The sequence below is a fragment of the Neisseria animaloris genome (assembly GCF_900637855.1).
Classification (GTDB): domain Bacteria; phylum Pseudomonadota; class Gammaproteobacteria; order Burkholderiales; family Neisseriaceae; genus Neisseria; species Neisseria animaloris.
The window spans coordinates 1407503-1432915 of the sequence record NZ_LR134440.1; the positions used below are offsets into that span (position 1 = coordinate 1407503).

The 25413-nt window shown below is 50.7% G+C and carries 27 protein-coding genes and 2 tRNA genes; 4 read left to right on the plus strand and 25 right to left on the minus strand.

Going from position 1 to position 25413, the window contains the following annotated elements:
- Positions 1-46 precede the first annotated feature (46 nt).
- From ftsZ to mraZ, 24 genes are all read right to left on the minus strand, one after another.
- On the minus strand, positions 47-1219 hold the full coding sequence (ftsZ, locus tag EL216_RS06490; protein ID WP_085390046.1) for a cell division protein FtsZ: 1173 nt from the start codon (positions 1217-1219) through the stop codon (positions 47-49).
- A 127-nt stretch (positions 1220-1346) separates the two neighbouring features.
- On the minus strand, positions 1347-2582 hold the full coding sequence (gene ftsA, locus EL216_RS06495) for a cell division protein FtsA (RefSeq protein ID WP_085390045.1): 1236 nt from the start codon (positions 2580-2582) through the stop codon (positions 1347-1349).
- 21 nt (positions 2583-2603) lie between these two features.
- On the minus strand, positions 2604-3368 hold the full coding sequence (locus EL216_RS06500; RefSeq protein WP_085390044.1) for a cell division protein FtsQ/DivIB: 765 nt from the start codon (positions 3366-3368) through the stop codon (positions 2604-2606).
- Positions 3358-4269 carry a D-alanine--D-alanine ligase gene (locus EL216_RS06505; RefSeq protein ID WP_085390043.1) on the minus strand — a complete coding sequence of 304 codons (912 nt, stop codon included), beginning with the start codon at positions 4267-4269 and terminating at the stop codon, positions 3358-3360. Before EL216_RS06505 ends, EL216_RS06500 begins: the two co-directional genes overlap by 11 nt.
- Positions 4270-4332: 63 nt before the next feature.
- Positions 4333-5730, minus strand: coding sequence for a UDP-N-acetylmuramate--L-alanine ligase (gene murC, locus EL216_RS06510; RefSeq protein WP_085390042.1), 1398 nt, complete (start codon positions 5728-5730; stop codon positions 4333-4335).
- Between the two features lie 191 nt (positions 5731-5921).
- Positions 5922-6989, minus strand: coding sequence for an undecaprenyldiphospho-muramoylpentapeptide beta-N-acetylglucosaminyltransferase (gene murG / locus EL216_RS06515; RefSeq protein ID WP_085390041.1), 1068 nt, complete (start codon positions 6987-6989; stop codon positions 5922-5924).
- 3 nt (positions 6990-6992) lie between these two features.
- On the minus strand, positions 6993-8153 hold the full coding sequence (ftsW, locus tag EL216_RS06520; protein WP_085390040.1) for a putative lipid II flippase FtsW: 1161 nt from the start codon (positions 8151-8153) through the stop codon (positions 6993-6995).
- Between the two features lie 171 nt (positions 8154-8324).
- Complete coding sequence (locus tag EL216_RS11295) at positions 8325-8549, minus strand: L,D-transpeptidase (RefSeq protein ID WP_331852403.1); 225 nt, start codon at positions 8547-8549, stop codon at positions 8325-8327.
- Positions 8550-8551: 2 nt separating this feature from the next.
- On the minus strand, positions 8552-8755 hold the full coding sequence (locus tag EL216_RS11300) for a hypothetical protein (RefSeq protein WP_107878431.1): 204 nt from the start codon (positions 8753-8755) through the stop codon (positions 8552-8554).
- 65 nt (positions 8756-8820) lie between these two features.
- Positions 8821-10158, minus strand: coding sequence for a UDP-N-acetylmuramoyl-L-alanine--D-glutamate ligase (gene murD / locus EL216_RS06530; RefSeq protein ID WP_085390039.1), 1338 nt, complete (start codon positions 10156-10158; stop codon positions 8821-8823).
- Between the two features lie 41 nt (positions 10159-10199).
- Positions 10200-10700 carry a hypothetical protein gene (locus tag EL216_RS06535; RefSeq protein ID WP_085390038.1) on the minus strand — a complete coding sequence of 167 codons (501 nt, stop codon included), beginning with the start codon at positions 10698-10700 and terminating at the stop codon, positions 10200-10202.
- Between the two features lie 79 nt (positions 10701-10779).
- On the minus strand, positions 10780-11277 hold the full coding sequence (locus EL216_RS06540) for a group II truncated hemoglobin (protein WP_085390037.1): 498 nt from the start codon (positions 11275-11277) through the stop codon (positions 10780-10782).
- 16 nt (positions 11278-11293) lie between these two features.
- Positions 11294-12376 (minus strand): phospho-N-acetylmuramoyl-pentapeptide-transferase, encoded by a 1083-nt coding sequence (gene mraY / locus EL216_RS06545; RefSeq protein ID WP_085390036.1) that lies wholly within the window; start codon positions 12374-12376, stop codon positions 11294-11296.
- A gap of 88 nt (positions 12377-12464) precedes the next feature.
- Positions 12465-12635, minus strand: coding sequence for a hypothetical protein (locus EL216_RS11070; RefSeq protein WP_164713859.1), 171 nt, complete (start codon positions 12633-12635; stop codon positions 12465-12467).
- A 24-nt stretch (positions 12636-12659) separates the two neighbouring features.
- Entirely contained in the window at positions 12660-12926 is a 267-nt protein-coding gene (locus EL216_RS06550) for a DNA mismatch repair protein MutS (protein WP_085359200.1), read from the minus strand.
- Positions 12923-13366, minus strand: a complete 444-nt coding sequence (locus EL216_RS06555; RefSeq protein WP_126300848.1) for a lipoprotein N-acyltransferase Lnb domain-containing protein — start codon at positions 13364-13366, stop codon at positions 12923-12925. The genes EL216_RS06550 and EL216_RS06555 overlap by 4 nt, the downstream gene beginning before the upstream one ends.
- A gap of 55 nt (positions 13367-13421) precedes the next feature.
- Complete coding sequence (locus tag EL216_RS06560; protein ID WP_085390034.1) at positions 13422-14786, minus strand: UDP-N-acetylmuramoyl-tripeptide--D-alanyl-D-alanine ligase; 1365 nt, start codon at positions 14784-14786, stop codon at positions 13422-13424.
- Between the two features lie 83 nt (positions 14787-14869).
- On the minus strand, positions 14870-15649 hold the full coding sequence (locus EL216_RS06565) for a hypothetical protein (RefSeq protein ID WP_126300849.1): 780 nt from the start codon (positions 15647-15649) through the stop codon (positions 14870-14872).
- A gap of 93 nt (positions 15650-15742) precedes the next feature.
- The gene (locus tag EL216_RS06570) at positions 15743-16261 is read right to left on the minus strand and encodes a M23 family metallopeptidase (RefSeq protein ID WP_197720421.1); all 519 of its coding nucleotides are present in this window, start codon (positions 16259-16261) and stop codon (positions 15743-15745) included.
- Between the two features lie 89 nt (positions 16262-16350).
- Positions 16351-17826: a UDP-N-acetylmuramoyl-L-alanyl-D-glutamate--2,6-diaminopimelate ligase gene (locus EL216_RS06575; RefSeq protein WP_085390032.1), complete on the minus strand. Its 1476-nt coding sequence runs from the start codon at positions 17824-17826 to the stop codon at positions 16351-16353.
- A 12-nt stretch (positions 17827-17838) separates the two neighbouring features.
- Positions 17839-19590 (minus strand): peptidoglycan D,D-transpeptidase FtsI family protein, encoded by a 1752-nt coding sequence (locus EL216_RS06580; RefSeq protein ID WP_054600490.1) that lies wholly within the window; start codon positions 19588-19590, stop codon positions 17839-17841.
- Between the two features lie 43 nt (positions 19591-19633).
- Positions 19634-19894 carry a cell division protein FtsL gene (ftsL, locus tag EL216_RS06585; RefSeq protein WP_085355564.1) on the minus strand — a complete coding sequence of 87 codons (261 nt, stop codon included), beginning with the start codon at positions 19892-19894 and terminating at the stop codon, positions 19634-19636.
- Between the two features lie 36 nt (positions 19895-19930).
- Complete coding sequence (gene rsmH, locus EL216_RS06590; protein WP_085390031.1) at positions 19931-20899, minus strand: 16S rRNA (cytosine(1402)-N(4))-methyltransferase RsmH; 969 nt, start codon at positions 20897-20899, stop codon at positions 19931-19933.
- Positions 20896-21351, minus strand: a complete 456-nt coding sequence (gene mraZ, locus EL216_RS06595; protein ID WP_054600487.1) for a division/cell wall cluster transcriptional repressor MraZ — start codon at positions 21349-21351, stop codon at positions 20896-20898. The genes rsmH and mraZ overlap by 4 nt, the downstream gene beginning before the upstream one ends.
- A 319-nt stretch (positions 21352-21670) precedes the next feature.
- On the opposite strand from mraZ, the gene EL216_RS06600 reads away from it, so the two are divergent.
- The 3 genes from EL216_RS06600 (at position 21671) to EL216_RS06610 (ending at position 23162) form a co-directional block, all read left to right on the plus strand.
- Entirely contained in the window at positions 21671-22819 is a 1149-nt protein-coding gene (locus tag EL216_RS06600; protein WP_085390030.1) for a class I SAM-dependent methyltransferase, read from the plus strand.
- Between the two features lie 184 nt (positions 22820-23003).
- A tRNA-Met gene (locus EL216_RS06605) sits at positions 23004-23080 on the plus strand.
- 6 nt (positions 23081-23086) lie between these two features.
- A tRNA-Ala gene (locus tag EL216_RS06610) sits at positions 23087-23162 on the plus strand.
- Between the two features lie 124 nt (positions 23163-23286).
- Here the strand turns inward: EL216_RS06610 and EL216_RS06615 are convergent.
- The gene (locus EL216_RS06615; protein ID WP_085390029.1) at positions 23287-23904 is read right to left on the minus strand and encodes an RDD family protein; all 618 of its coding nucleotides are present in this window, start codon (positions 23902-23904) and stop codon (positions 23287-23289) included.
- Positions 23905-24075: 171 nt separating this feature from the next.
- Between EL216_RS06615 and asd the strand changes: the two genes are divergently transcribed.
- Positions 24076-25194 carry an aspartate-semialdehyde dehydrogenase gene (gene asd / locus EL216_RS06620; RefSeq protein ID WP_085390028.1) on the plus strand — a complete coding sequence of 373 codons (1119 nt, stop codon included), beginning with the start codon at positions 24076-24078 and terminating at the stop codon, positions 25192-25194.
- Positions 25195-25413 lie beyond the last annotated feature (219 nt).

Below are 25413 nucleotides of genomic sequence, written 5' to 3' on the forward strand. Positions count from 1 at the left end.
TTTGCAGGTTTTTTTCAGACGGCCTAAACCGTTTTAAAAGACTTACTTAGTCTGCTTGGCGACGCAGGATTGCAGGAATCTCAAAATCATCCAAAACAGATTGGTTTGAGAAATCTGAAGCAGTTAAATTCATGCTGCGCGTACTGCGGCCTGAGCGGATCAAACCGTCAATATTCGAAAATCCGTCATCGGTACCGGTAGCCTGCTGGGTTTTTACCATACGTAAATTGCTACCGGAGGAAACTCCGTTATTCTCTTTCAAGCCGGTGGCGATAATGGTAACGCGGATAGCGTCTTCTTCCATATTTTCATCTTCGGCAGTACCGTATTTGCGTTCGGCATCCGGATGTGCATATTCGTCAACCACTTTCATAATTTCGCGGTATTCGGACATTTTCAGGCAACCGGGAGCAGTAGTAATATTTACCAATACGCCGCGAGCACCATCTAAAGTTACGTCATCCAAAAGCGGACTGGAAATGGCTTGTTCGGTAGCCAAACGGGCACGGTCGATGCCTTGCGCGAAACCGGAACCCATCATCGCCATACCCATGATGCTCATCACGTTTTTAACGTCGGCAAAATCCAAGTTGATGAAGCCGGGTCGGGTAACCACTTCAGAGATGCCGGCTACGGCATCACGCAAGACGTTATCGGCGGCGCGGAACGCTTCACGCACGGTTACGTCTTCACCTAAAGCGGTCATCAGTTTGTCGTTAGGAATCACAATCAAAGAATCGACTTGGCTCTTCAGATGATCTAAGCCGTCTTGGGCAATATGAACCCGCTTGCCTTCATGACCAAAAGGACGGGTAACTACTGCTACGGTTAAAATACCAAGCTCTTTGGCCACTTCCGCTACAACAGGAGCAGCACCGGTACCGGTACCGCCACCCATACCGGTAGTAATGAATAACATATTTGCACCGCGGATAGCATCAGCAATAGCTTCACGGTCTTCTTGTGCGGCAGCTCGGCCGATTTCAGGATTGGCACCTGCACCCAAGCCGCGGGTAAGGTTGGTACCTAATTGAATGCGTTTGGCTGCATTATTTTTGCCTAAAGATTGTGCATCAGTATTGGCACTGATAAATTCCACACCTTGAACGGTGTTTAAAATCATATTATTGATAGCATTGCAACCGCCGCCGCCAATACCGATTACTTTGATGACCGCAGGGCTTGCGGCGGATTCTACTACGTCGTAAACCAATTCCATATATATATGCTCCTTTGCGCCCTGCGTCAGGACGAATAAAAACGATGTCGATAGTTAATATTATATAAGAAGCATGATGTGGCTGGCAAAAGGCTTCTTATATTTTTATTATATTTTTACGTTCATTTTAAAAATTATTTTTCAGCCAATCCCTGATCCTAATCCAAAGGCTTTCTTTAGGCTCCCTAATGGCAACCGCACCGGTAACAGGTGCACCGTAAACTTCGCCCCGTGCGGCCTGAAGCAGGCCGATGGCCGTGGCATAACGGGGATTGCGGATGCGTTCGGAAACACCGCCCATTTCGTGCGGAACACCGATACGCGCAGGCAGGTTGAACACGTCTTCGGCCAAATCAACAATACCGGTAAGCAGCGATGCACCGCCGGTCAAAACGATGCCTGAAGTCAGTACTTCTTCGGGAAAACCCGAACGGCGTAATTCGTTTAAGGTTAATTCTAAAATTTCTTCCACACGCGGGCCGATAACGCTGGCCAAAACACGGCGTGAAATCTGACGGGGCTGGCGGTCGCCCACGCTGGGTACTTCAATCATTTCATCCAAGCCGTCCATGGTAGCAATAGCTACGCCGTGATGGATTTTGATGTATTCGGCAGCGTTGTGCGGGGTGCGCAGGGCTTGTGCCAAATCTTTGGTAATCAAATCGCCGGCAACCGGAATCACCGCGGTATGGCGGATAGCACCATTGGTATAAACGGCAATATCGGTAGTGCCGCCACCGATATCGATTACACACACACCCAAATCTTTTTCGTCTTCGGTTAAGACGGCCTGCCCGCTTGCCAAAGGCTGCAACATGATTTGATCCATGTGAAGACCGCAGCGGTTAACGCATTTTTGGATGTTTTGCAGGGCGGTAATGGCACCGGTGATAATGTGCACCCGGGTATCCAAACGAACGCCGCTCATGCCGATGGGTTCTTTCACGCCAGGTTGGTTGTCGATAATATATTCTTGAACCACAGTATGCAGAATGTTGTGATCGGGCGGAATATTTACGGCCTTGGCGGTTTCAATGGCCCGGTCAATGTCGGCTTGGGTAACTTCACCGTCTTTAATTTTGACTACCCCTTGGGAATTCAGGCTGCGGATATGGTTGCCGGCAATGCCGGTGGTAACGCTGTCTACTTTGCAATCAGCCATCAGCTCGGCTTCATTCATTGCCTGTTTAATGGCTTGGGCGGTTGCATCGATGTTGGTAACCATACCGGCTTTCAACCCGCGCGATGGAGCTTGGCCCAAGCCGATGATATGGATTTCGTTATCTTCCTGTATCTCGCCGATTAATGCGATTACTTTAGATGTGCCGATATCCAAAGCACTGATGTATTTGCCTTTTACCATGATGTCCCATTCATTTCTGTTTTACTGTTGATTCTGTACTTCCTCTGTCTCTGAAGCATTGCTTTCAGAAGACCCGTCTATTTCTTCCTGCTGTTTACGGTAACGCACAGCAAAACCGTCTTTGTAGCGCATATCCACATACATCAGGTTGCTTTGCTGCGAGCGCAAAATATCCGGCCAGATTTCGGCAAACCGTTGCAAGCGTTTGGTTTCGTGTTCCCGCCCCAAACGTACGGAAATGCCGTTGTTCAATTCTACCGACCACGCGGAACGCGGTGTATATTCGAGCTTGGCAATTTCCAACCCCAACGGTTTAAGTATACCGTTGAATTCATTATAATGCCTTACCATAACTTTTGCTGCTCCCGGTTGCCCGTCAAACAACGGGAATGGTTCATCGGTAGCGGCTTTAAACAAGTTGCCGTTGCTGTCGACCAATCCCGACTCTTTCCAACGGGCAACCGGTATGCGTTCGACCAAATCGATTTCCACCGTATCCGGCAGACGGCGGCGCACTGATACTTTGGCTACCCACGGCAGTTGTTCGAATGCTTTTTGCGCCCCGTTCAAATCGGCTTTTAAAATATTGCCACGTATGTATTTTTGAGCAACGGTTTGCAGTTGCTTATTGCCGGTACGCTTCACATCACCTTCGATTTTAACTTGCTTTACCGGAAAATAAGGTGAATTGTAAACCCAAACGCTAAAAGCTCCCAGTAGTATCAGCACTACCAGAAGCATCAACCAACGGGTAATGCGCCGCAAGGCGCCGGCATTATCCCACATGAGCAGTTTTCAGAATTTCAACACATAAATCGGCGAAGCTCAAGCCGGTTTGGGCGGCAGACTTAGGCACCAAGCTATGGCCGGTCATACCGGGCAAGGTATTGATTTCAAGCAAATACAGTTTGCCGTCGGTATCTTTCAGGAAATCCACCCGCGATACGCCTTCGGCACCTACCGCTGCCGCTCCGCGGGCCGCCAGCGAGCGCATCAGTTTCTCGTCTTCTTCGCTTAAATCGGACGGGCATTGGTACACGGTATCGTCGCGGTTGTATTTTGCTTCGTAATCGTAAAACTCGGTAGCGGGAATAATACGGATGCTGGGATAGCCTTGGCCGTTAATCACCGGACAGGAATATTCGCCACCGCCGATAAAGCGTTCGGCAATGATCTCGCCGTGAAAGTTCTTCAATTCTTGGTAAACATCTTTCAGACGGCCTGATTCTTTGACTTTAACCACTCCTACGCTGCTGCCTTCTGCGGCAGGTTTCACAAACATGGGCAAACCGAGTTGCCGCTCGACGGCTTCAAAATCAGTGTTTTCATGCAATATGGCAAATTCGGGCACCGGCAAGCCGACGGCCTGCCAAATCAGTTTGCAGCGGTATTTGTCCATACCGACCGCCGAAGCCATCACACCGCTGCCGGTATAGGGAATGCCCAATAATTCCAGTGCACCCTGCACGGTACCATCTTCGCCAAAAGTGCCGTGCAGGATATTGAAGGCCGTCTGAAAACCTTGTGTTTTTAATTCGTGCAGTGGGGTTGCTTTCGGGTCGAACGCATGGGCATCTATGCCTTTGCTTTTCAGCGCAGCAACAATGGCGGCTCCGCTGTCGAGCGATACTTCGCGTTCGCTTGAAAACCCGCCCATCAATACGGCAACTTTGCCAAATTTTTTCATGGTTTGCTTCTTTCTTATTCAGACGGCCTGTTGGTTTTCAGACAGCCTGTTTTTATATTTGTTTCAAATATTCTTACCCGCCAGCGCCTGCGGGGTCTTGTTGATGCTGCCTGCGCCCATAGTCAGTAATACGTCGCCGTCTTTCAACACATTCAGCAGTGTTTCCGGCAAGGCGTTGACATCTTCGCAGTAAATCGGCTCGAGCTTGCCCAACACCCGTACGGCACGTGCCAATGCGCGGCTGTCGGCGGCTATAATCGGGTCTTCGCCGGCCGCATATACTTCGGTCAATACCAAAGTATCGACGGTATTCAGCACGCCCACGAAATCTTCAAACAAATCGCGGGTACGGGTATAGCGGTGCGGTTGGAATGCCAACACCAAACGGTTGTTCGGATAAGCCCCGCGTGCGGCGGCCAACGTAGCGGCCATTTCTACCGGATGGTGGCCGTAATCGTCGATTAATGTGGCTTCTCCCCCGTTCGGCAACGCAATTTCACCATATTTTTGGAAACGGCGGCCTACGCCTTCAAAGCCCAACAAACCTTTCTGTATGGCCTCGACCGACGCGCCGACTTCCAATGCCACCCCGATGGCGGCAAGCGCGTTCAGCACATTGTGGCGGCCCGGCATGTTCAACACCACTTCGAACGGCTTGATGTCGTCTTGCTTCACATGCACGGTAAAACGCATCTGCGTGCCTTCCGTACACACATCGGTGGCATAAATATCGGCAGATTCATCCAACCCGTAAGTAGCGAAAGGTTTGCTGATACGCGGAATGATGGCGCGGACGTGCTCGCTGTCGATACACAAAAACGCCTTGCCGTAGAAAGGCATGCGGTGGATAAAGGTAACAAACGCCTGATACAGCTTCTCGACGCTGTGGTCGTAAGTATCCATATGGTCGGTGTCGATATTGGTAACCACCGACATCACGGGCGTTAAATGCAGGAACGAAGCGTCGGATTCGTCGGCCTCGGCAACAAGGTATTCGCCGCGCCCCAACCGTGCGTTGGTGCCGGCGGCAGTCAGTTTGCCGCCGATAACGAAAGTCGGATCCATACCTGCTGCTGCCAGCACGGAAGCGGTAAGGCTGGTGGTAGTGGTTTTACCGTGCGTGCCGGCAATGGCAATACCGTCGCGGAAGCGCATCAGCTCCGCCAACATCAGGGCGCGGGGAATCACGGGAATCTTGCGCTCTTGTGCGGCAACCACTTCGGGGTTGTCGGATTTCACGGCGGTAGACGTAACCACCACATCGGCATCGGCCACATGTTCGGCGGTATGGCCGGGATAAACTTGAACGCCCAAGCTGCTCAAATGCTGCGTTACTGCGCTTTGGGTCTGATCGGAACCGGATACTTTAAAACCCAGATTGTGCAAGACCTCGGCAATCCCGCTCATACCTGCACCGCCGATGCCCACAAAATGAATGTTGTTAACTCTGTTTTTCATCATTTGGAATTATCCCGAAGCTCCGTTTCAGACGGCCTTCTCGGAGCCTGAAAAGCCATTATTTTAAAGGCCTGAAGCGATATACGCCATGATTTTAATGTAAAGGGCGTTTAACATTGAACGAAGCCGTCTGAAAGGCATGAAGCTCTCTTTATTAAGACGGCCTCGGGTTCGAAACAGGCCGTCTTAAAACCTTACATGGTGGTGGCAATCGCCGTTACCGCCACATCATCCGCACTATACGGCATAGCAAGCGTGCGGGCGTTTTTCGCCCACTCCAAACAGCGCTCGCGGTTCAATGCCCATAACACTTCAGACAGTTTCTCGGCAGTCAGTTGTGATTGGGGCAGCAGCAAACCTGCATCGGCCTTCACCATAAAACGGGCATTGGCGGTTTGGTGGTCGTCTACCGCATGCGGATAAGGCACCAAGAAGGCACCGACTCCGGCTGCAGTCAACTCCGCAATCGTCAGCGCACCGGCACGGCAAATCACCAAATCGGCATCGCGGTAGGCAGATACCATATCGTCGATAAACTCCACGCACTCGGCCTCCACACCCAAAATGTCGTAATCGGCCTGTAATGTACCCAATTTATTGCGCCCCGCCTGATGGTAGATTTGCGGGCGTTCGCTTTCCAGCAGCAATGCCAATGCCTGCGGGACGACTCGATTCAGCACGTCGGCACCCAAACTGCCGCCCATTACCAATATTTTCAGACGGCCTTCGCGACCGGCAAAACGCTCGGCAGGTTCGGGCAAAGCGGCAATATCGGCCCGCACCGGATTGCCGACCAAACCGTCGGGATTATCAAATGCTTTGGGGAAAGCATACAGCACACGGCGCGCCCAGCGGGAAAGCTGCTTGTTTGCCAGCCCTGCTACGGCATTTTGTTCGTGAATCACAATCGGAATACCGGCCAGCTTCGCCGCCACGCCGCCCGGAAAAGTAACGAAACCGCCGAAACCGACAACGCAATCCACGTGGTGTTTTCTGATGATTTGCAACGCATCCTGTATGGTTTTGAACAAAGTGAACGGCAACATCAGCTTACGTTTCCAACCGTTACCACGTACTCCTTTAATCGCCAATGTTTCCATCGGAATATTATGCTGCGGCACAATGCGCGTTTCCATCGAATCTTCACTGCCCAGCCAAATCACACGATGTCCGTACTCCCGTAATGATTCGGCTACTGCCAATGCCGGAAAAATGTGGCCTCCCGTGCCCCCCGCCATCAGCATGAATGTTTTTCTTGCCATTTTTTATCCTTCTACTTTATAACCGCGCAGTTTTAAGCGGTTTTCATAATCTATCCTCAATAATAAAGCCATGCACACCAGCATAATAATCACTGCCGAGCCGCCGTAAGACATCAGCGGCAGCGTCAAACCTTTGGTCGGCAGCAAACCGATATTCACACCGATATTGAAAAAACTTTGAATACCCAGCCAGATACCGATACCTTTCGACACATACGCCCCGAAATACAATTCCAGATCGCGCGCCTGCTTACCGATGGAAAACGCACGCCACACCAGCCATGCATAACAGAGAATCAGCACGAAAATGCCGACAAAGCCGAATTCTTCGCCGATAACCGCCAAAATAAAGTCGGTATGCGCTTCGGGCAGGTAGAAGCGTTTTTCCAAACTCGCACCCAAACCCACGCCGAACCACTCGCCGCGGGCAATCGCCATCAGCGAATGGGTAAGCTGGTAACCCTTGCCGAGCGGGTCTTCCCACGGATTCAGGAACGCCGCCACCCGCGCCATACGGTACGGGGCAACGGCAATCAGCCCTATCATACTCGCCAAGCCGATACCGACCATCATCATGAACCAACGCCACGGCAGACCGGCCAGAAACAGCAGCCCCATCGCTACGGCAGTAACCACCACAAACGAACCGAAGTCCGGCTCCAACATAATCAAACCCAAACCGATGCCGACCGGTACGGCCGAGAAGCCGACCTTTTTAAACTGCTTGAGGATTTCGGCACGGCGGGTAAAGAAGCTCGACAGATACAGAATCACCGCCATTTTAAAAATTTCGGTGGGCTGCAAGTTGACCGGTCCCAGATGAATCCAGCGTTTCGCACCGTTAATCTCGCGCCCCACCACCAACACGGCCACCAATAAAATCAGACTGACCGACAATACCAGCGGTGTCATCTTTTTCCATCTGACCATCGGAATTTTGGCGGCGATCAAACCGAATAACGCCCCCGCACTTAAAAACATGGCTTGGCGGTTGAAGTAAAACCATTTATCGCCTCCGTCGTGTGCGGCATAGGCAATTGATGCCGAGTAAATCATCATCAGGCTGAATGCCGCCATCAACACCACCATCCATAACAGGGACTGGTCGATTTTATGGCCGTTGCGTAAGATTTTACGGTCGAGAATTTTGGATTCGGTAATCATATTTCTGGTTTTGGATATATTTCTGTTGCTTCATGTTTTCAGACGGCCCCGTCAAGTAGGCCGTCTGAAAAAACTTACAGGTTAAATTGGATTTAATATTGATTTCAGCGTTATGTGTACCGCTTCGGTAAAGTTTGTCAATTTCTTCATCGGTAACAGCGTTACGGCTGTCTACCCAATCACAGCAATGTCGAGGGCCGATAACAACCCGGCGGCAGGCCGTAGATTTTCATCAGTCCCCCGATGGTTTGCCTTGCAAGGCAGCGGAAGGTTACATTTGTTAATCCGGTAAATGCCTTCGGGCGTTTTACCGCCTTCAAACCTCTTACAGCCGACGGAATTGAAACCCGACGATACCGGATAGATTTTCATCAATCGGCCGTCATGATACGCCATCTCTAGCGTTTTTCTTGATAAACCACCGATCGGTCTATCACGGCTTCAGGCGGCAGCGGTTTGCTGCTAACCGCTTCGGGTTTGGATTCCGCCGCGCCTTCCGATACCTCCGGCGGTTTCAGCAAAAACAGTGCTGCATCGAGCACCGCGGCCAACAGGCATATCGTAGCGAAGAGGCGGCGTTGCCATTTTTTATGTCGGTTCATATTCTGCTCAAAGCCGTCTGAAAAATAAAATTCGGTTTCACAGTGATGCTTTTCAGACGGCTTGACTACAACGCCTCAAACGCCTCAACAAACACCTGCGCCCGATGCGCATAGCCTTTGAACATATCGAAGCTCGCGCAAGCCGGGCTGAGTAAAACGATGTCGCCGCTGTGCGCCAGCTTGTAGGCCGTCTGAACGGCTTCTTCCAGCGATGCGCAGTCAATCAAGTCCACACCGCAGCCTGTTAAATCGCGGCGGATAAGCGGCGCATCTTCACCGATCAGCAGCACGGCGCGGGCTTTGTTGTGCAGCGCGGCACGCAGGGGCGTAAAGTCCTGCCCTTTGCCCTGCCCGCCCGCAATCAACACCAGTGGGCTTTGCAAACCGGCAATGGCGGCGGCGGTGGCACCGACATTGGTGCCTTTGCTGTCGTCGATAAACGTGATGCCGTTTTTCTCGCCGACTTTTTCCACGCGGTGCGGCAAGCCTTTAAAGGTTTGAATGTGTTGCAGCAATTCGGTTCGCGGCAGGCCGATAGCTTCGCACAAAGCCAAAGCCGCCAACCCGTTTGCCGCGTTGTGCAAGCCTTGCAGGGGAATGGCGGCGGTGTCCAACAAATCGTTTGCACCGGCTTTCAGACGGCCTGCCTGAACATCCGCCCAATAATCGGCCTGCCCTTCCAACGAAAACCATTTGATGTCGCGGTTCGGGCGTTTCATGGCACGGCACATCGCGTCGTCGGCATTGAGCACCTGCACGCCGTTGCCGCGGAAGATTTTGTCTTTGGCGTGAGCATAGTCGAGCAGGTCGTCGTAGCGGTCGAGATGATCTTCGGAAATATTCAGCACCACCGCAGCATCAGCGGCAAGATGGTCGGTATTTTCAAGCTGGAAGCTAGATAACTCGAGCACCCACACGTCCGCCGCTTTACCGCCGCGCTGCATATAGGCTTCCAACACGGGTGTGCCGATATTGCCCGCCACCACGGTGCCCAGCCCGCATTTTTCGCACAAATAACCGACCAAACTGGTTACGGTGGTTTTGCCGTTGCTGCCGGTGATGGCGATGATTTTGTCGCTTTTGCCTTTCAACTCGTGCGCCAGAATTTCCACGTCGCCCAACACCACGCCGCCGCTTTGTTTGAACGCCTCGATTTCGGGCGTACGCTCACTGATGCCGGGGCTGAGGGCAAGAATATCAAAGCCGTGTACCAAAGCATCGTTCAGACGGCCTGTATAGCAGCTTAAGCCGTTAAACCGCTGCTTCAATTCCGCCTCGCGTTCGGTTTTCAGACAGGCATCATAAGCCACCACCTGCGCGCCCTGCCGCTGCAAAAACGCAATCATCGAAACACCCGTGCCGCCCAAGCCGGCGACTAGGATTTTTTTGTTTTGCCAGTTCATTTTTATCTTCAAATATTCAATAACTTGAAAAATTTTTAAATTTAATAATCCTCATATACTGATAAATTACCAGTTCTCCAATGTTTGCCATCCCAAGATAAAACATCAGGTAATTCACGATAAATATTCATTTGATTTTTTCGAGGAGAACCATCTTTTTTAAACCAATAATTGATTACAGTTGTTGACTTCGGCAACAAAACTTTTTTTCTATTATTTAAATTAGGCTGCCAAAAATAAATAATTAATTTTTCTGCCATTTCTAAGAAATGTTTAGTTGCATTAGGAACCAGTAGTTCTCCTAACCAAAACTCCTGCTCACGGTTAATTTCCCAAATTTTATGATGTTTCTTTAAACGATTAAAAAAACTACCCTCAGTGATTCCGCAATATTGAATAAAGCTATCTTCTCGTTGATACTTAACTTTCCCAGATGCCAAATAAAGACCATTACCCTTATCTTTTAAAGCCTCTATTTCACTATAGTTATATGGTCCTTGCCATTTGATAATAATAGTATTGTGGTCGTGTACATCAGACATTATTTAAATCTCCCTTTGATCATTTAAATCTAAATGCTTAACTTAAAAAAACTTGCTTCTAAATGTTTATTCCATTTTTTCAGACGGCCTCAAAAAATCCTGCCACCCCAAATACCTTCAACACCGCTACCAACTCCGCCAGCCTATCTTCAGGATTCCCCGCCATCGGCGGCATGGGCGGGGCGTATTCCGGTTCGTTTTGATTGCGCATCCAGTCGGCCAACACAAACAGGCGCAGCAGCAGCGGTTGTGCCCATTCGGGTTTGACCGACAATTCCTTCAAGGCTTGGGCGAAACAGGCGATCCATTGGTTGCGCGTGTTCATGCTTACGGCAAAAGGAAAATGCCGCTGGCGCAAGCGCGGATGGCCGTTCGCCTGTTCGTACAGCAGCGGGCCGCCGAGCCAGCCGCTTAAAAATTGAAACAGTCGTTCGCGGGCATAATCCAGCGTTTCGCCGTGTTGTTCACGCAGTTCGGTGTATTGCGGCTCCAAGTCCATCAAATCATAGAAGCGGTCGGTCAATTCCTGCACGCCCGCTTCGCCGCCCAATAAGTTGTAGAGGGTTTGTTGTGTCATATTTTTTCAGACGGCCTCAACGCACCTTCAGCGTACTCAAACCAATCAACACCAACACGATGGTAATAATCCAAAAGCGCACCACCACCTGCGTTTCTTTCCAGCCTTTTTGTTCGTAATGGTGGTGAATCGGTGCCATCAGGAAAATGCGTTTTTTCGTGCGTTTGTACCAGCTCACTTGCAGCATCACCGAAATGGCTTCCACCACAAACAGGCCGCCCATAATCACCAGCACGAACTCTTGGCGGATAATCACGGCCACGGTGCCGAGTGCCGCGCCCAAAGCCAGCGCACCCACGTCGCCCATAAACACTTGCGCGGGGTAGGCGTTGAACCACAAAAAGCCCAAACATGCGCCGCACATGGCCGCGCAGAAAATCACCACTTCGTTCGCGCCTGCCACATACGGCTGCTGCAAATAGGCGGCAAATTCGGAGTGGCCGCTGGCGTAGGCAAAAATCGCCAAACCGCCCGCCACCAGCACCACGGGGAAAGCGGCCAAGCCGTCCAAGCCGTCGGTAAGGTTCACGGCGTTGGACGTGCCGACGATGGTGAGATAAGCCAACACCACAAAGCCGATCACGCCCAGCGGCAAGGCGACTTGTTTGAAGAAAGGCACAATCAGAATATTGTTGGCCGAATTTTGTGCCACATAAAACAGCAGCAAACCCGCCGCCAATGCTACGCCCGACTGCCACACCATTTTGAACCGTGCCGACACGCCGTTCGGGTCTTTATAAACCACCTTACGCCAGTCGTCGTAAAAACCCAGCGCACCGGTAGCCAGCAGCACCATCAATAAAATCCAAATATACAGATTGCCCAAATTACCCCACAGCAAGGTCGACACGGTAATCGCCGTCAGAATCAGCGAACCGCCCATCGTAGGCGTGCCGGTTTTAATCAGATGGGTTTGCGGCCCGTCGTGGCGCACGGCCTGCCCGACTTTCAGTTCGGTGAGCTTGCGGATGGTCCACGGGCCGAGCAATAGCGAGAATGCCAATGCGGTTAATGCCGCCATCACGGCGCGGAATGTAGTGTATTGGAAAATATTCAGCGCAGAAATCCAGTCGCTGAAGTGGGCTAGCCATAAAAGCATGGAAGTATTTCCTTTTTATTTGTGTTTTTATTCATCAGGCCGTCTGAAAAGGCTTCAAACATGATCGAATCCGTTTACAGCAGGCATTTTATTGATCGGTTTTATGTTCAATCACGCATATCGGATAACCGCCGGGCTGCTTGCCGCCGCCCAAATCCAGGCATAAATCATCATAAACATAGGCTTGGAATTTCATGCCTGCGTAAAAAGCGGCCACCAGAGCGGCGAGGAAAATAATGGTTTTGAGTATTTTGTTCATATTTAAGATTTTGAATTTAATTACCTATTCATCCAAAGGCATAAAAGCTTCATCTTCGATAATCAGCCCTGTTAAACCGTTTTCACAACGGATTTCGACAAACCGATCGGTTTTTCCATATTTTTCATTACCTAAAAAACAGATACTTCCTTTGGGAATAACAAAATCCACAAGGCTGTAAGCCGCATCTGTACTGTTATATCCATGTACGTCTCTTAACGCTTTTACTTTGATTTCTTGTGAATGGCACGCACCCAACAGGAAAAATATCATGCAAAAATATTTTTTCATTTTTTAGGATAAATCCTTCTTTTAATTACTCGAGGAGATTTATTTAAGCCATCCATTATGTCTGAAGGAGAAAGCATTCCACCTAAGCTCCAACGAGGATCCACTATAAGAATATCGGTTACACCAAATACATTTGCCATAGCAGAAGAACAACTATTATTAATCAAATTGTATGGTTTATTATCTTTTCTCTGCTTTTGTATCTCTCTTAAAATTGCATTTTTCTCTTCCTTAGTAGCAGCCAAAGTATAGCCCCAAGTATCTCTATGCATTCTTGATTGTTGCCTAAGTACATAGTTTACCTTGTGGTCGACATCCCAAGCTCTGACCGCTCTTCCATAAACAGTTCCGTCAATATCAACTGCAACATGTCCAAATTGAGAACCCATATGCCGCAAACTTGAATCACTAACTAAGATTTTCGACAGTTTCTTCCACAAAACACTCCATGCGTAAATATAATCAAAGTGATAAATAACTAAAATTGCTTACTTCTTATTTACTCTCATTAACCAACGCCTCCACCACTTCCTCCATCTTCATAAAGCGCGAGCCTTTTACCAACACATTTGCCCCTTGCGGCAAATCGTGTGCCAGCACTTGAATCAGCGGGTCTTTGTCGGCGAACCACAGGCCGTTGCCGCCGAAGGTTTCCGCCGCGTGCGCGCTGTCGTTACCGACAAAATAGGCCGCTTCGATGCCTTTGCTGCGGGCGTATGCGCCCACTTCGGCGTGCATGGCGGCGGCTTCGTCTTCGCCGAGTTCGCCCATATCGCCCATCACGAACACGCGCGGGGCGGAGAGTTGGGCGAGCACGTCGATGGCGGCTTTCATACTGTCGGGGTTGGCGTTGTAGGTGTCGTCGAGCACGGTTGCGCCTTTGATGCCTTTTTTTATATTCAGACGGCCTTTGATGTTGGCAAAACCGGCGAGGCCGTCTGAAATTTCTTGCAGGCTCAATCCGGCTGCTTGGGCGAGCGCGGCGGCGGCCACGGCGTTGTGGACGTTGTGTTTGCCGGGTACGGGCAGTTTGACGGCGGCGCGCCGGTTGCCGCACACCAAATCAAATTCGCAGGAAAGCGGGTTCAACACGATATTTTCCGCGCGGATACCGCCCTCTTCCGTGCCGAAAGTTTGGCATTTCAAGCCTTGTGTTGCGGCTTGGAAAACAGCGGCATTCGGGTCTTGGCAGGGAATCAGGGCGAGGCCGTCTGAATCCAGCCCTTGATAAATCTCGCTTTTGGCTTTGGCAATATCGCCCACGCCGTCGAAACCGCAGCCGACATGGGCGCGCAGGGCGTTGTTGACCAAAGCCACATCGGGCTTGGCAATGCGGGTAAGCTCGGCCAATTCGCCGAAGTGGTTCATACCCATTTCAATCACGGCATAGCGGTGCGCGGGCGTGAGCTTGAGCAGAGTGAGCGGCAGGCCGATATGGTTGTTGAAATTGCCCGCCGTCGCCAACACGGCTTCTTCGCCGAAACGGTGGCGCAACACGGCGGCCAGCATTTCTTTGACGGTGGTTTTGCCGGACGAACCGGTGATGCCGAACACAAACGGGTTGATATTTTCCCGCCACGAGCGCGCCAAATCTTGCAGGGCTTTGAGCGTATCGGCCACTTTCAACGCACCCGGCAGAGCGGCGCAATCTTCGCGCGACACCACGGCGGCAAGCGCGCCTTTTGCCAATACGTCTGCCACAAAATCATGCGCGTCGAAGCGTTCGCCCGCCAGTGCGAAAAAGACATCGCCGCTTTGAATATCGCGGCTGTCGGTAACGATGCGTTTGACGGTTTGGTTATCAGACGGCATCGGTAGGTTTAGGGTTTGGCAGATGAAGTTTAGGTCTAAGGGTTTCATGTTGTTTCTGTTTTCTTTTTCAGACAGGCGTATTTTTCAGACGGCCTGTTAATTATTTGGACTGCTTCATACAGTATTTTGCATCAACGATCTTCATGGCTATTTTGATTACTTTTGTTTCTCTCATGCTCAGGCATCTGCACAGGAAGTAATTCGATAAGTTTTTTCAAGGCTCTTTTGCCGTGTAGTTTTCTTGTGGAAGGATGTGGTGCGCGATAGCATGCTATTTTTTGATAATTACCATCCTGAAAAAAGAATCTTTCCAAAAGGCTTTTTTCAATTCCATCTATACTTTCCCCCGACCCAACTAAATTTGGGAAATATTCACGACGCGCTTTAATACCGCCATTACCGGAAACAAAAAGAATGATATCGGGTTTTAAAATATCTATTTGTGCACACAATAACTCGCGCGAAAGCTTTTTTATCTCTTCAAACATATCCGAATATTTCGGATGACTCTTTTTATAGTCGATAGCAAAAATGTTTGCCCACAATATGCCGTCATAACCACTTCGTTTCGCAACTTTTCTTACAAAATTAAAAAACGTCGATCCTCTGGTACCTCTCTTCAATTTGCCTGTTAAATTTTCTTTAACCCAATGCTGGCTGCGACACATGGAATACTCAACATTTTCGGCACAATAACCATCAAACTGTTTGCCTTTCAACCACCCTCTTGTTTCCCTTCCCACAATTAAAATTTTATGTTCTGCAATTTCATAATTTTCAGGAACGGAACCCAAATGGACATTAGAAAACCCGCTTTCTTTACAGCCTGTTTTTCGCAGTAAATCTTGATATTCCGCTTTATTTAGAATTTCAACATACCGCTTTACCAACATCGCTTGTAAGCTATCCATCAACATTTACCCCTTAATATTCTTGTTATATTTTGATTAAATTACTTCATTTTTTGTTTTCCAAACATTGCCTTGATTGACTCAAGCTTTTCCTTATCTACTCTGATCAATCAACGGATAAGGATTCACCGCACCGCTTGGCAAATAAACACCGTAATGCAGATGCGGGCGGGTGTTTTTAGCATTGCCGGTTTTACCGACATAGCCGATCACTTCGCCCGCTTTCACGCGGCGGTAGAGTTGGCGGTTGGCGAATTTGTCCAAATGGGCGTAATAATGCCACGCGCCCGGGCCTTGTATGCCGATCACTTTGCCGCCCAAGCGGTTTTTGCCGAGTTTGGTCACGATGCCTGCGGTGGTGCTGCGTACCGGCGTGCCCGTTTTGGCGAAAATATCCACACCTTCGTGTTTGCGGCCGCCGCTACGCGGTGCATGCCAACTGTCGTCGAAGGAGTGGCCTTTTACCGGGTTGATCAGGCTTTGCTCGGTGGGCGCGGGCATGGCTCTGAGTGCGGCTAATTCTTGGGTGGGGCGTGCGGTGTGTTTTGTTTGGCAACCCCATAGAAAGATTAAGCCGATAACGCACAATATCTTGCCTGTATATTTCAACATCACGTGGTTAACATCCTTTCTTGCCATTCAGACGGCCTGCTAGCTAGGAAGAGGCCGTCTGAAAGCAAACTTTGTGAGCTTTTCCAAAACTATCTTCCCGCCAAAGCCTTTTGCGCTTCGTCGAAATCGGAAAAATAGTGTTTCTGACCCTGCACATCCTGATAGGTTTCGTGGCCTTTGCCGGCAATCAGGATGATGTCGTTGGCGGCGGCGTGTTTAACCGCGTATTCGATGGCCGTGCGGCGGTCTGTTTCGACGTGTTCGGGTTGGGGCACGGCGGGGAGGATGTCGTTGATGATGTCGGCCGGTTCTTCCATGCGCGGGTTGTCGCTGGTTACGACGACTTTATCTGCGCCGGCCACGGCTGCCGCGCCCATCAGCGGGCGTTTGCCTTTGTCGCGGTTGCCGCCGCAGCCGAACACGCACCACAGGTTTGCGCCTTGCGGTTTGATTTCCTGCAAGGTGGCAAGCGCTTTTTCGAGGGCATCGGGGGTGTGGGCGTAATCGACGACAACCAACGGTTTGCCGGTGTTCATGATGCAGTCCATACGGCCGGTGGCGGGGCAGATTTGGGCAAGCACGCGCAATACTTCGGCCAACGGGTAGCCTGCCGAACACAATACGCCGACGCATGAGGCGAGATTTTGGGCGTTGAAGCGACCAAGCAGGCGGGTTTTGACTTCGCCGCTGCCCCACGGGGTGTCGAGCTGCACGGTCATGCCGTCTGAAGAGGCGGTAAATCGGGTGATGCGGATGTCGGCCTGTTCTGCAAAGCCGTAGCCGTATACGTTTAATTCGGGGCGTTCTGTTTTCAGACGGCCTGCCAGTTCTGCGCCGAACGGGTCGTCCACATTAATCACGGCGTGTTGCAAACCTTGCCAGTAAAACAGGCGGGATTTGATTTCGCCGTAGGATTCCATGCTGCCGTGGTAGTCGAGATGGTCGCGGGTGAGGTTGGTGAACACGGCCGTCTGAAAAGGCACGCCGTTAACGCGGAATTGGTCGAGGCCGTGGCTGGACACTTCCATCGCTACGGCTTTTGCGCCTTGCTGTTTGAACTGGTGCAGCAGGGTTTGCACGGAAACGGGGTCGGGCGTGGTGTGGGTGGCTTCCTGCAATTCGCCCCAAAAGCCGTTGCCGACGGTGCCGATGATGGCGCATTTTTCATCCAGCAAATCCGCTGCTTGCGCCAGCCATTGGGTAACGGAGGTTTTGCCGTTGGTGCCGGTTACGCCCCACACTTTGAGGCCGTCTGAAAGATTGTCGTACACTTGGGCGGCTACGATTCCGGCGCGGGTTTTCAGGTTTTTAATGCCTTGATTGGGCACGTTCCATTCGGGATTCCACACGAATTTGCCGTCGTCGTCCCAAAAAACAAAAGCCGCGCCGTTGGCAACGGCGGCGGGGATATACTCGCGCCCGTCGGTGTATTCGCCCTGACAGGCAATGAAAATGTCTCCTTGTTTGATTTTTCGGCTGTCTGAATGCAACAAACGCCCTGCTGCGTTTTCACACAGCAAGGGCGGTAAGTCGGTTTCAGCTAAAGGAACTAAGTCGCTGAACATATTGTTTACTCTTTAATTTTTGGAGGCCGTCTGAACGGGTACATCTTTTAAGGGTTTGGTAGGCGATACGCCGAGAATATTCAGGCTGCCGCTCATGATGCCTTTGAACACGGGGCCTGCCACCACGCCGCCGTAGTAACCGTTGGCCGTCGGTTCGTCCACAGTTACCGCCACAATCACGCGCGGTTTGTCTGCGGGGGCGAAACCGATGAAGGTGGCAACGTGTTTGTCGCTGGCATAACGACCGTTAACCAGTTTGCGCGCGGTACCGGTTTTCGCGCCGACATCAAAGCCGTCCACCGCACCCATAGTGCCGGTGCCGCCTTTTTCGGTAACGGAAACCATGATGTTACGCACCGCACGGGCGGTTTCGGGTTTGATAATCTGCACGCCTTTGGGCGGAGCCACTTGTTTTTCAAAGCTCACCGGCAGCAGTTCGCCGTCGTTGGTTAAGGCGGTATAGGCGCGCGCCAGTTGCAGCAGGCTCAACTGCAAACCGTAGCCGAACGACATGGTGGCCTGCTCGATCGGTTTCCAATTTTGCCACTTACGCAACAAGCCGGGAGTTTCGCCGGGGAAGCCCGAATGCATGCGCTGGCCTACGCCCAAGCTCTGATAAAACGTGTACATTTCTTCAGGCTTGAACATGGCCGACAGCTTACTGGTGCCGACGTTGGAAGATTTCTGCATCACGCCGCGCACGTCCAATGAAGGATACACATGGGTGTCGCGCACGGTGGCAGGGCCGATTTTGTAAGGATGGGTGTTGAGAAGGGTGTTCACGTTTACCTTGCCGGCATCCAAGGCTTTGGCTATCGGGAACGGTTTCATGGTCGAACCCGGCTCGATCATATCGGTAACGGCGCGGTTGCGGCGCTGTTCGCTGCCCGCTTCGCCCGGATTGTTCGGGTCGTAGGCGGGGCTGTTGACCAACGCCAAAATCTCACCGGTTTGCGCGTCCAACACAATGGCGCTGCCCGCTTTGGCACGGTGGTGGTCAACGGCTTTGTTCAGCTCGTCGTAGGCCAGCGTTTGGATGCGTTGGTCGAGCGACATCACCATATCGTGGCCGTTTTGCGGATCGCGGTTGCGCGGAGAATCGAGGCTGTCGACGATATTGCCTTTATTGTCGCGCAGCACCACTTTGGCACCGTTTTTGCCGTGCAAATCGTCTTCGCGCGCCAGCTCCAAACCTTCTTGGCCTTTGCCGTCGATATTGGTAAAGCCGATCACATGGGCAAAAAGGTTGCCCATCGGGTAATGGCGTTTGGATTCTTTTTGGAACGCCAAACCTTTAATGCCCAAAGCGGCCACTTTATCAGCGGTTTCTTTGCTCAATTGGCGTTTCAGATAAATAAAGTCTTTGTCTTTCTTCGCCAAACGCGCTTCGATGGTTTCAACCGGCACGCCGATTAAGGCGGAAAGTTTGGCCAATTGCTCGCCGGTCGGTTGGATATCCATGCCGGAGGGCACGGCATACAGCGATTCGGTGGGTGCGCTCAAAGCCAGCGTTGCGCCGTTGCGGTCGGTAATCGTGCCGCGCGACGCGGGCAGGGTGATGGTACGCACGAAACGTTGGTCGCCCTGATTTTTCAGAAATTCATGTTGGGTGGTTTGCAGATACACGCCTCTGCCCACCAATGCCGCAAAAGCCAATGCCAATCCGCCCAGCACAAACGCAATCCGCCCGTTGGTAGAAACGGGTTTTTTTGCCTTCGGCTGCTTAGACAGCATCTGCGGCTTATATTCGTTTTTGATTAACATAGCAACTTCTCTTTTTTATTTCAGCAACTTGCCGTGCTGTTATTTACTTCATTTCAATCATGCGGGTGTCTGCTGCGCTCGGAGGCTGTAATTTTTGTTTTTGGGCTGCTTCTTTAATCAATTTATGATTCGACAACTTGGCCTGCTCAAGCTTCAAACGCGCATAATCCTGTTCAAGCTGGATTTCATGCTTTTGCGCCTTATCCAGCGAAATGTAGTATTGGCGCGACTGGTCTTGCACGGTAACCACCGCCAAACCCGACAACAACGCCAACACCAGCAAAATCACATTCAATTTATTCATATTTTTTCAGACGGCCTTCCGACTGCATCTGCCTTTTCAGACGGCCTGTTGTACTTCAAACTTGCCGCTTGTGCGCTCGGCCACACGCAATACGGCCGAACGTGCGCGCGGATTGGCGGCGGTTTCTTCTTCGCTTGGCTTAACCGCCTTGCCCACCGCTTTCAAAGGCGGCTGCGGCAAATCGGCTTCTTTCACCGCCGCCCAACGCGGCAGCTGCGGAGGCTGCGAATACTGCTTGACAAACTGCTTCACAATGCGGTCTTCCAGCGAATGAAACGCAATCACAGCCAGCCTGCCGCCCTCTTTCAGACGGCCTGTAACCTGCGGCAAAACTTCTTTTACTTCTTCAAGCTCACGGTTGATGAAAATCCGAACGGCTTGGAACGTCCGGGTCGCCGGATCTTGACCGCGCTCACGAGTACGGACGTTTTGCGCCACGAGCTGCGCCAGCTTGCGGGTTGTATCGATGGGTGCCGTTTCGCGTTGCGAAACAATGGCGCGCGCAATTTGGCGACTAAACCGCTCTTCACCATAATTCTTAATTACCTCGTGCAATTCCTGTTCGTCGGCTGCGGCAATCCATTCCGCCGCCGACATTCCTCTCGTGGGGTCCATACGCATATCCAGCGGCGCATCGAAACGGAAACTGAATCCGCGCTCCGCTTCGTCTATCTGCGGCGACGAAATGCCCAAGTCAAACAATGCGCCGTCGATTTTCTCAATGCCCAGTTCGTCTAAGGCCGTCTGAAAAGTAGCAAAGCCGTTGTGCACCACGCTCACGCGTTTGTCTTGCGACGCCAATTCGTTTGCCACCTCAATGGCCTGCGGGTCTTTGTCGAAAACCACCAATCGGCCTTCTTCGCCCAACTTCGACAAAATCAGGCGGGAATGCCCTCCCCTGCCGAACGTGCCGTCCACATAAATACCGTTCGGACGGATATTCAAAGCGTCAACCGCTTCATGCAGCAGCACGGTTACATGCTGTAAAGGTTCACAAATACTCACAGCTGTAAATCCGTTTGGCTTAATTGGAAGGCCAGCTCGTCGGGGTCAATATCCAAAGCCTGATTCATCTCGGCCTCCCAATGTTCGCGACCCCACAGCTCCAAGCGGTTGGCGCGGCCGACCAATGTTACTTCTTTATCGAAATCCACACGGCGGCGCAAATTGGCAGGCAACAGCACACGGCCGGCGGTATCCAGTTCCAACGTATCGGCATTGTGCAGCAGCAGATTTTGGTAGCGCTGCAAAGTCGGGTTGCCCGCCACCTTCAACGACAACAACTGCTCCGCAACCTTGCCCCATTCTGGCTCGGGATAAATCAGCAGGCGGCTGCGCGAATCCAGCGTTGCCACTACTGCCGGTGTGTAATGGCGCAGCAAAAGCTCGCGGAACTTGGCAGGAATCGCCAACCGCCCTTTGCTGTCTATGCTCAACTCGTGAACGCCACCAAACACTTTATCCCACTCCGCCGCTAAAATCGGGCAAATCAGACACTTTGACACACATTGCCCCACATGCCCACACTATATGAAATTTTGCAGATACGGTCAAATCGGCTTTTTGGCAAAAACAAATGTACAGACAACCACTTACACCTCAAAAAAACAGCCGTATGCCCGCCTTCTCCACTTCCCCATATGCATAAAATACTACATATGGTGTAGTTCAATTACACTAAATACTATATTTAGTAAAAAATCATAAAAAACATACTGTTTCAATCTACGTTATAATATGGCCGTACTCATATAAAATTTACATTATCTAACACTAATGAATCTGCAATTGCCCACCCCCTCCGCAACAGCCGCAGCCTCCTCCCAAGCCCTGCAAAACCTGATTGCAGAAGAAATACGCCAAAACGGTAACTTCATTCCTTTTTCCCGTTTCATGAAGCTAGCACTTTATGCCCCTCACTACGGCTATTACACCGGCGGCGCACACAAAATCGGAGCCGCCGGCGACTTCATTACCGCACCCACCTTATCCCCCTTATTCGGCCAAACCTTAGCCCGCCAATTAACCTCCTTATTGCCGCAAACCGCAGGCAACATCTACGAATTCGGCGCAGGCACGGGCGAGTTGGCCGCAACGCTGCTGCAACAGCTTTCAGACGGCCTTAGCAACTACTACATTATTGAAATATCGAATGAATTAGCCGAACGGCAAAAACAGCGCATTCTGAAAAAAGCCCCCCATGCTGTCGAAAAAGTTATCCACCTTACCGAACTTCCCAAGCAGCTCGACGGCATCATTATCGGTAACGAAGTGCTGGATGCCATGCCTTGCGAAATCGTTAAACGCGAACACAGCAGCTTTTGGCAGATGGGCGTGTCCTTAGAAAACCAATCATTTATCCAAACCGTCCGCCCTCTGGTGCAAGAAGAACTGCTCAAAGCCGCCGCCGAATACTTCCCCGCGCCCGAGCCATACACCAGCGAATTGCACCCCACCCAACACGCTTTTATTCGCACCCTTGCTGAAAAACTCGTGCGCGGCGCCATGATTTTTATCGATTACGGTTTCGATGCCGACCAGTATTACCACCCGCAACGGCACATGGGTACATTCATCGGCCACTACCGCCACCACACCGTACACGACCCGTTTTTCCATATCGGCCTTACCGACCTAACCGCCCATGTTAACTTTACCGATACGGCACAAGCGGGCACCAATGCGGGTTTGGATTTAATCGGCTACACCACGCAAGCTCATTTCCTGATGAATTTAGGCATAACCGATCTGCTGGCACAGTCCACACCTGCCGGCTCACCCGAATACATTCGTGAAACTGCCGCCGTACACAAATTGCTCGGGCAACACGAAATGGGGGAATTATTCAAAGTTATCGCATTCGGTCGAAATATTGATGTTGAGTGGCAAGGCTTTATGTTTGGCGACATCTGCCACAAATTATGATGCAGCAGGCCGTCTGAAAACATTGTTACGGCCATTCCGGCACTTATTAAAGATGATTCAGACGGCCTTTACATCTACGGTTCACTGATATTTTTTTCCCATAAAAATCAAATAAAAAAAAAAGAAAGGCTGTAAATCAGTTGCTTGACCGCAAAAAAAACGTATAATCACGCTTTCACGAAACGGCGAATTAGCTCAGTCGGTTAGAGCAGAGGAATCATAATCCTTGTGTCCGGGGTTCGAGTCCCTGATTCGCCACCAAATTTCGGGGGTATAGCTCAGTTGGTAGAGCGCTTGCATGGCATGCAAGAGGTCAGCGGTTCGATCCCGCTTACCTCCACCATAGAACAAAAAAGACTTGGTATAAAACCAAGTCTTTTTGTTTTTTTATAACCAACTCTTTAGAGGCCATCTGAAAAGGTTTTCAGACGGCCTCCGCTTTCGCAGCCACTTTCCCTGCAATTTATTTAACGTTTCGGCAAACGCACCACCACAGTATCAGCCAGATAATCCTGCAATGTGCGGCGGTCTTTCGAGCGGTTGAACAACATCACGAAGCAAACCAACCAAACGATAAGCGATATAACATTGGCAATCACATCTGCGATTTCTCCCCCGCTGCCGAAAAGCAAGGCAAGCAGATAGCCTGCAATCAAAGCACCGATGGTCAGCATAATATTGAACGCCACTTCCCTCAGCAAGACAGCGCCCCAGAAACCCGGATTGCTGCCGTCGGTTTTCAGCAACCGGATATTCAATACTTTCTTACCGAGAGATTGGCCATCCCGGCTCATATACCAAATTTGTATCACTACATAAGCCAGTAATACCAGCAACCCGCCAAACACCCACATAAAATTGATGTTTTCAACAGATAGGTTCTCCAAATTTTCCATGCCGCTTGACCGTTTTACATAGCCGTCGCTCACTGATGAGAAAATACCGCCGATAAGTGGCAGATAAGCCAAAACCGAAAATAAAACATTCAGCAAATAGGCTCCGATACGGCGGCCTGCCGAGGCAATTTCAACTTCCACTTCTGCCGGCGGCGGCATTTGCACGTCGTTTGTATTGATTTCGTTCATTTATACACTCCGTTTTAATGTTATCCGAATCCGATCTTACTTCCGGTATTTATTCCATTTTTTATCAAAATACCACAAAAAAACCTTTACATTTATGCCCCTCGGCGTTAAAACGCTATCTTCATCATTACTCACCGTTTTGTAAACAATTTTTCAAAGGAGCAAACAATAATGAAAGTAGGATTCGTCGGCTGGCGTGGCATGGTCGGCTCAGTGCTGATGCAGCGCATGCAGGAAGAAAATGATTTTACACATATTCCAGAAGCTGTGTTTTTCACCACCTCCAATGTAGGCGGCACTGCTCCCGATTTCGGCCAAGCAGCCAAAACCCTGCTGGATGCCAATGATATCAGTGAGTTGGCAAAGATGGATGTTATCGTTACCTGTCAGGGCGGTGATTATACCAAAGCCGTGTTTAAACCCTTGCGCGAGAGCGGCTGGAACGGCTATTGGATTGATGCGGCTTCGGCCCTGCGTATGGATGACGATGCCGTGATTATCCTCGACCCCGTTAACCGCAACGTTATCGACAACGCCCTGAAAAACGGTGTGAAAAACTATATCGGCGGCAACTGCACCGTATCGCTGATGCTGATGGCTTTGGGCGGTTTGTTCCAAAACGGCTTGGTTGAATGGGCCACCAGCATGACTTACCAAGCCGCATCCGGCGCAGGAGCCAAAAACATGTGCGAGCTGATCGAAGGCATGGGAGCCATCCATAACGAAGTCAAAGCCGAAGTGGCCGACCCCGCCGGCGCGATTCTCGATATCGACCGCAAAGTATCCGATTTTCTGCGCAGCGACAACTATCCCAAAGCCAATTTCGGCGTACCGTTGGCAGGTAGCCTGATTCCGTGGATTGATGCCGATTTAGGCAACGGCCAATCGAAAGAAGAATGGAAAGGCGGCGTGGAAACCAACAAAATTCTTGGACGCAGCAGCAACCCTATCGTTATCGACGGCCTGTGCGTGCGCGTAGGCGCGATGCGCTGCCACAGCCAAGCCATTACACTGAAGCTCACTAAAAACCTGCCGTTGGAAGAAATCGAAAAACTGCTGGCCGAAGCAAATGATTGGGTGAAAGTTATCCCCAACCAAAAAGAAGCCAGCATGACCGAGCTAACCCCCGCCAAAGTAACCGGCACATTAAGCGTACCTGTGGGCCGTATCCGTAAACTGGGGATGGGCGGCGAATACATCAGCGCATTTACCGTAGGCGACCAGCTTTTGTGGGGCGCTGCCGAACCGCTGCGCCGCATGTTGCGGATTGTTTTGGGTAATTTGGACTAAGGTCTGCTTAAACAGGTTTGCTCCGAAGCAACGGTATTTTGCCGTTGCTTTTTTACAGAGGCCGTCTGAAAAAAGATTTCAGACGGCCTCTGTATATGCGTATAACCTGCCAATGTAAAAATGAACGCTTTTATTTAAATATTTCTAAAAAAATCAATAGGATATAAATATGCTATAATAAACTGCCCGTACAAATTACTTATATATCTTCACAAAAGA

What these genes read in the sequence shown, in the direction of transcription:
- EL216_RS06540 (WP_085390037.1), bottom strand. Translation starts at nt 11,277, where the DNA reads ATGACACAACAAACCCTCTACAACTTATTGGGCGGCGAAGCGGGCGTG.
- EL216_RS11070 (WP_164713859.1), bottom strand. Translation starts at nt 12,635, where the DNA reads ATGAACAAAATACTCAAAACCATTATTTTCCTCGCCGCTCTGGTGGCC.
- EL216_RS06580 (WP_054600490.1), bottom strand. Translation starts at nt 19,590, where the DNA reads ATGTTAATCAAAAACGAATATAAGCCGCAGATGCTGTCTAAGCAGCCG.
- ftsW (WP_085390040.1), bottom strand. Translation starts at nt 8,153, where the DNA reads ATGATTACCGAATCCAAAATTCTCGACCGTAAAATCTTACGCAACGGC.
- murD (WP_085390039.1), bottom strand. Translation starts at nt 10,158, where the DNA reads ATGAACTGGCAAAACAAAAAAATCCTAGTCGCCGGCTTGGGCGGCACG.
- mraY (WP_085390036.1), bottom strand. Translation starts at nt 12,376, where the DNA reads ATGCTTTTATGGCTAGCCCACTTCAGCGACTGGATTTCTGCGCTGAAT.
- EL216_RS11300 (WP_107878431.1), bottom strand. Translation starts at nt 8,755, where the DNA reads ATGAACCGACATAAAAAATGGCAACGCCGCCTCTTCGCTACGATATGC.
- EL216_RS06560 (WP_085390034.1), bottom strand. Translation starts at nt 14,786, where the DNA reads ATGAAACCCTTAGACCTAAACTTCATCTGCCAAACCCTAAACCTACCG.
- EL216_RS06600 (WP_085390030.1), top strand. Translation starts at nt 21,671, where the DNA reads ATGAATCTGCAATTGCCCACCCCCTCCGCAACAGCCGCAGCCTCCTCC.
- EL216_RS06565 (WP_126300849.1), bottom strand. Translation starts at nt 15,649, where the DNA reads ATGGATAGCTTACAAGCGATGTTGGTAAAGCGGTATGTTGAAATTCTA.
- ftsA (WP_085390045.1), bottom strand. Translation starts at nt 2,582, where the DNA reads ATGGTAAAAGGCAAATACATCAGTGCTTTGGATATCGGCACATCTAAA.
- EL216_RS06570 (WP_197720421.1), bottom strand. Translation starts at nt 16,261, where the DNA reads ATGTTGAAATATACAGGCAAGATATTGTGCGTTATCGGCTTAATCTTT.
- EL216_RS11295 (WP_331852403.1), bottom strand. Translation starts at nt 8,549, where the DNA reads ATGGCGTATCATGACGGCCGATTGATGAAAATCTATCCGGTATCGTCG.
- EL216_RS06505 (WP_085390043.1), bottom strand. Translation starts at nt 4,269, where the DNA reads ATGAAAAAATTTGGCAAAGTTGCCGTATTGATGGGCGGGTTTTCAAGC.
- ftsL (WP_085355564.1), bottom strand. Translation starts at nt 19,894, where the DNA reads ATGAATAAATTGAATGTGATTTTGCTGGTGTTGGCGTTGTTGTCGGGT.
- EL216_RS06575 (WP_085390032.1), bottom strand. Translation starts at nt 17,826, where the DNA reads ATGTTCAGCGACTTAGTTCCTTTAGCTGAAACCGACTTACCGCCCTTG.
- murG (WP_085390041.1), bottom strand. Translation starts at nt 6,989, where the DNA reads ATGGCAAGAAAAACATTCATGCTGATGGCGGGGGGCACGGGAGGCCAC.
- EL216_RS06615 (WP_085390029.1), bottom strand. Translation starts at nt 23,904, where the DNA reads ATGAACGAAATCAATACAAACGACGTGCAAATGCCGCCGCCGGCAGAA.
- EL216_RS06550 (WP_085359200.1), bottom strand. Translation starts at nt 12,926, where the DNA reads ATGAAAAAATATTTTTGCATGATATTTTTCCTGTTGGGTGCGTGCCAT.
- asd (WP_085390028.1), top strand. Translation starts at nt 24,076, where the DNA reads ATGAAAGTAGGATTCGTCGGCTGGCGTGGCATGGTCGGCTCAGTGCTG.
- murC (WP_085390042.1), bottom strand. Translation starts at nt 5,730, where the DNA reads ATGATGAAAAACAGAGTTAACAACATTCATTTTGTGGGCATCGGCGGT.
- ftsZ (WP_085390046.1), bottom strand. Translation starts at nt 1,219, where the DNA reads ATGGAATTGGTTTACGACGTAGTAGAATCCGCCGCAAGCCCTGCGGTC.
- EL216_RS06535 (WP_085390038.1), bottom strand. Translation starts at nt 10,700, where the DNA reads ATGTCTGATGTACACGACCACAATACTATTATTATCAAATGGCAAGGA.
- EL216_RS06500 (WP_085390044.1), bottom strand. Translation starts at nt 3,368, where the DNA reads ATGTGGGATAATGCCGGCGCCTTGCGGCGCATTACCCGTTGGTTGATG.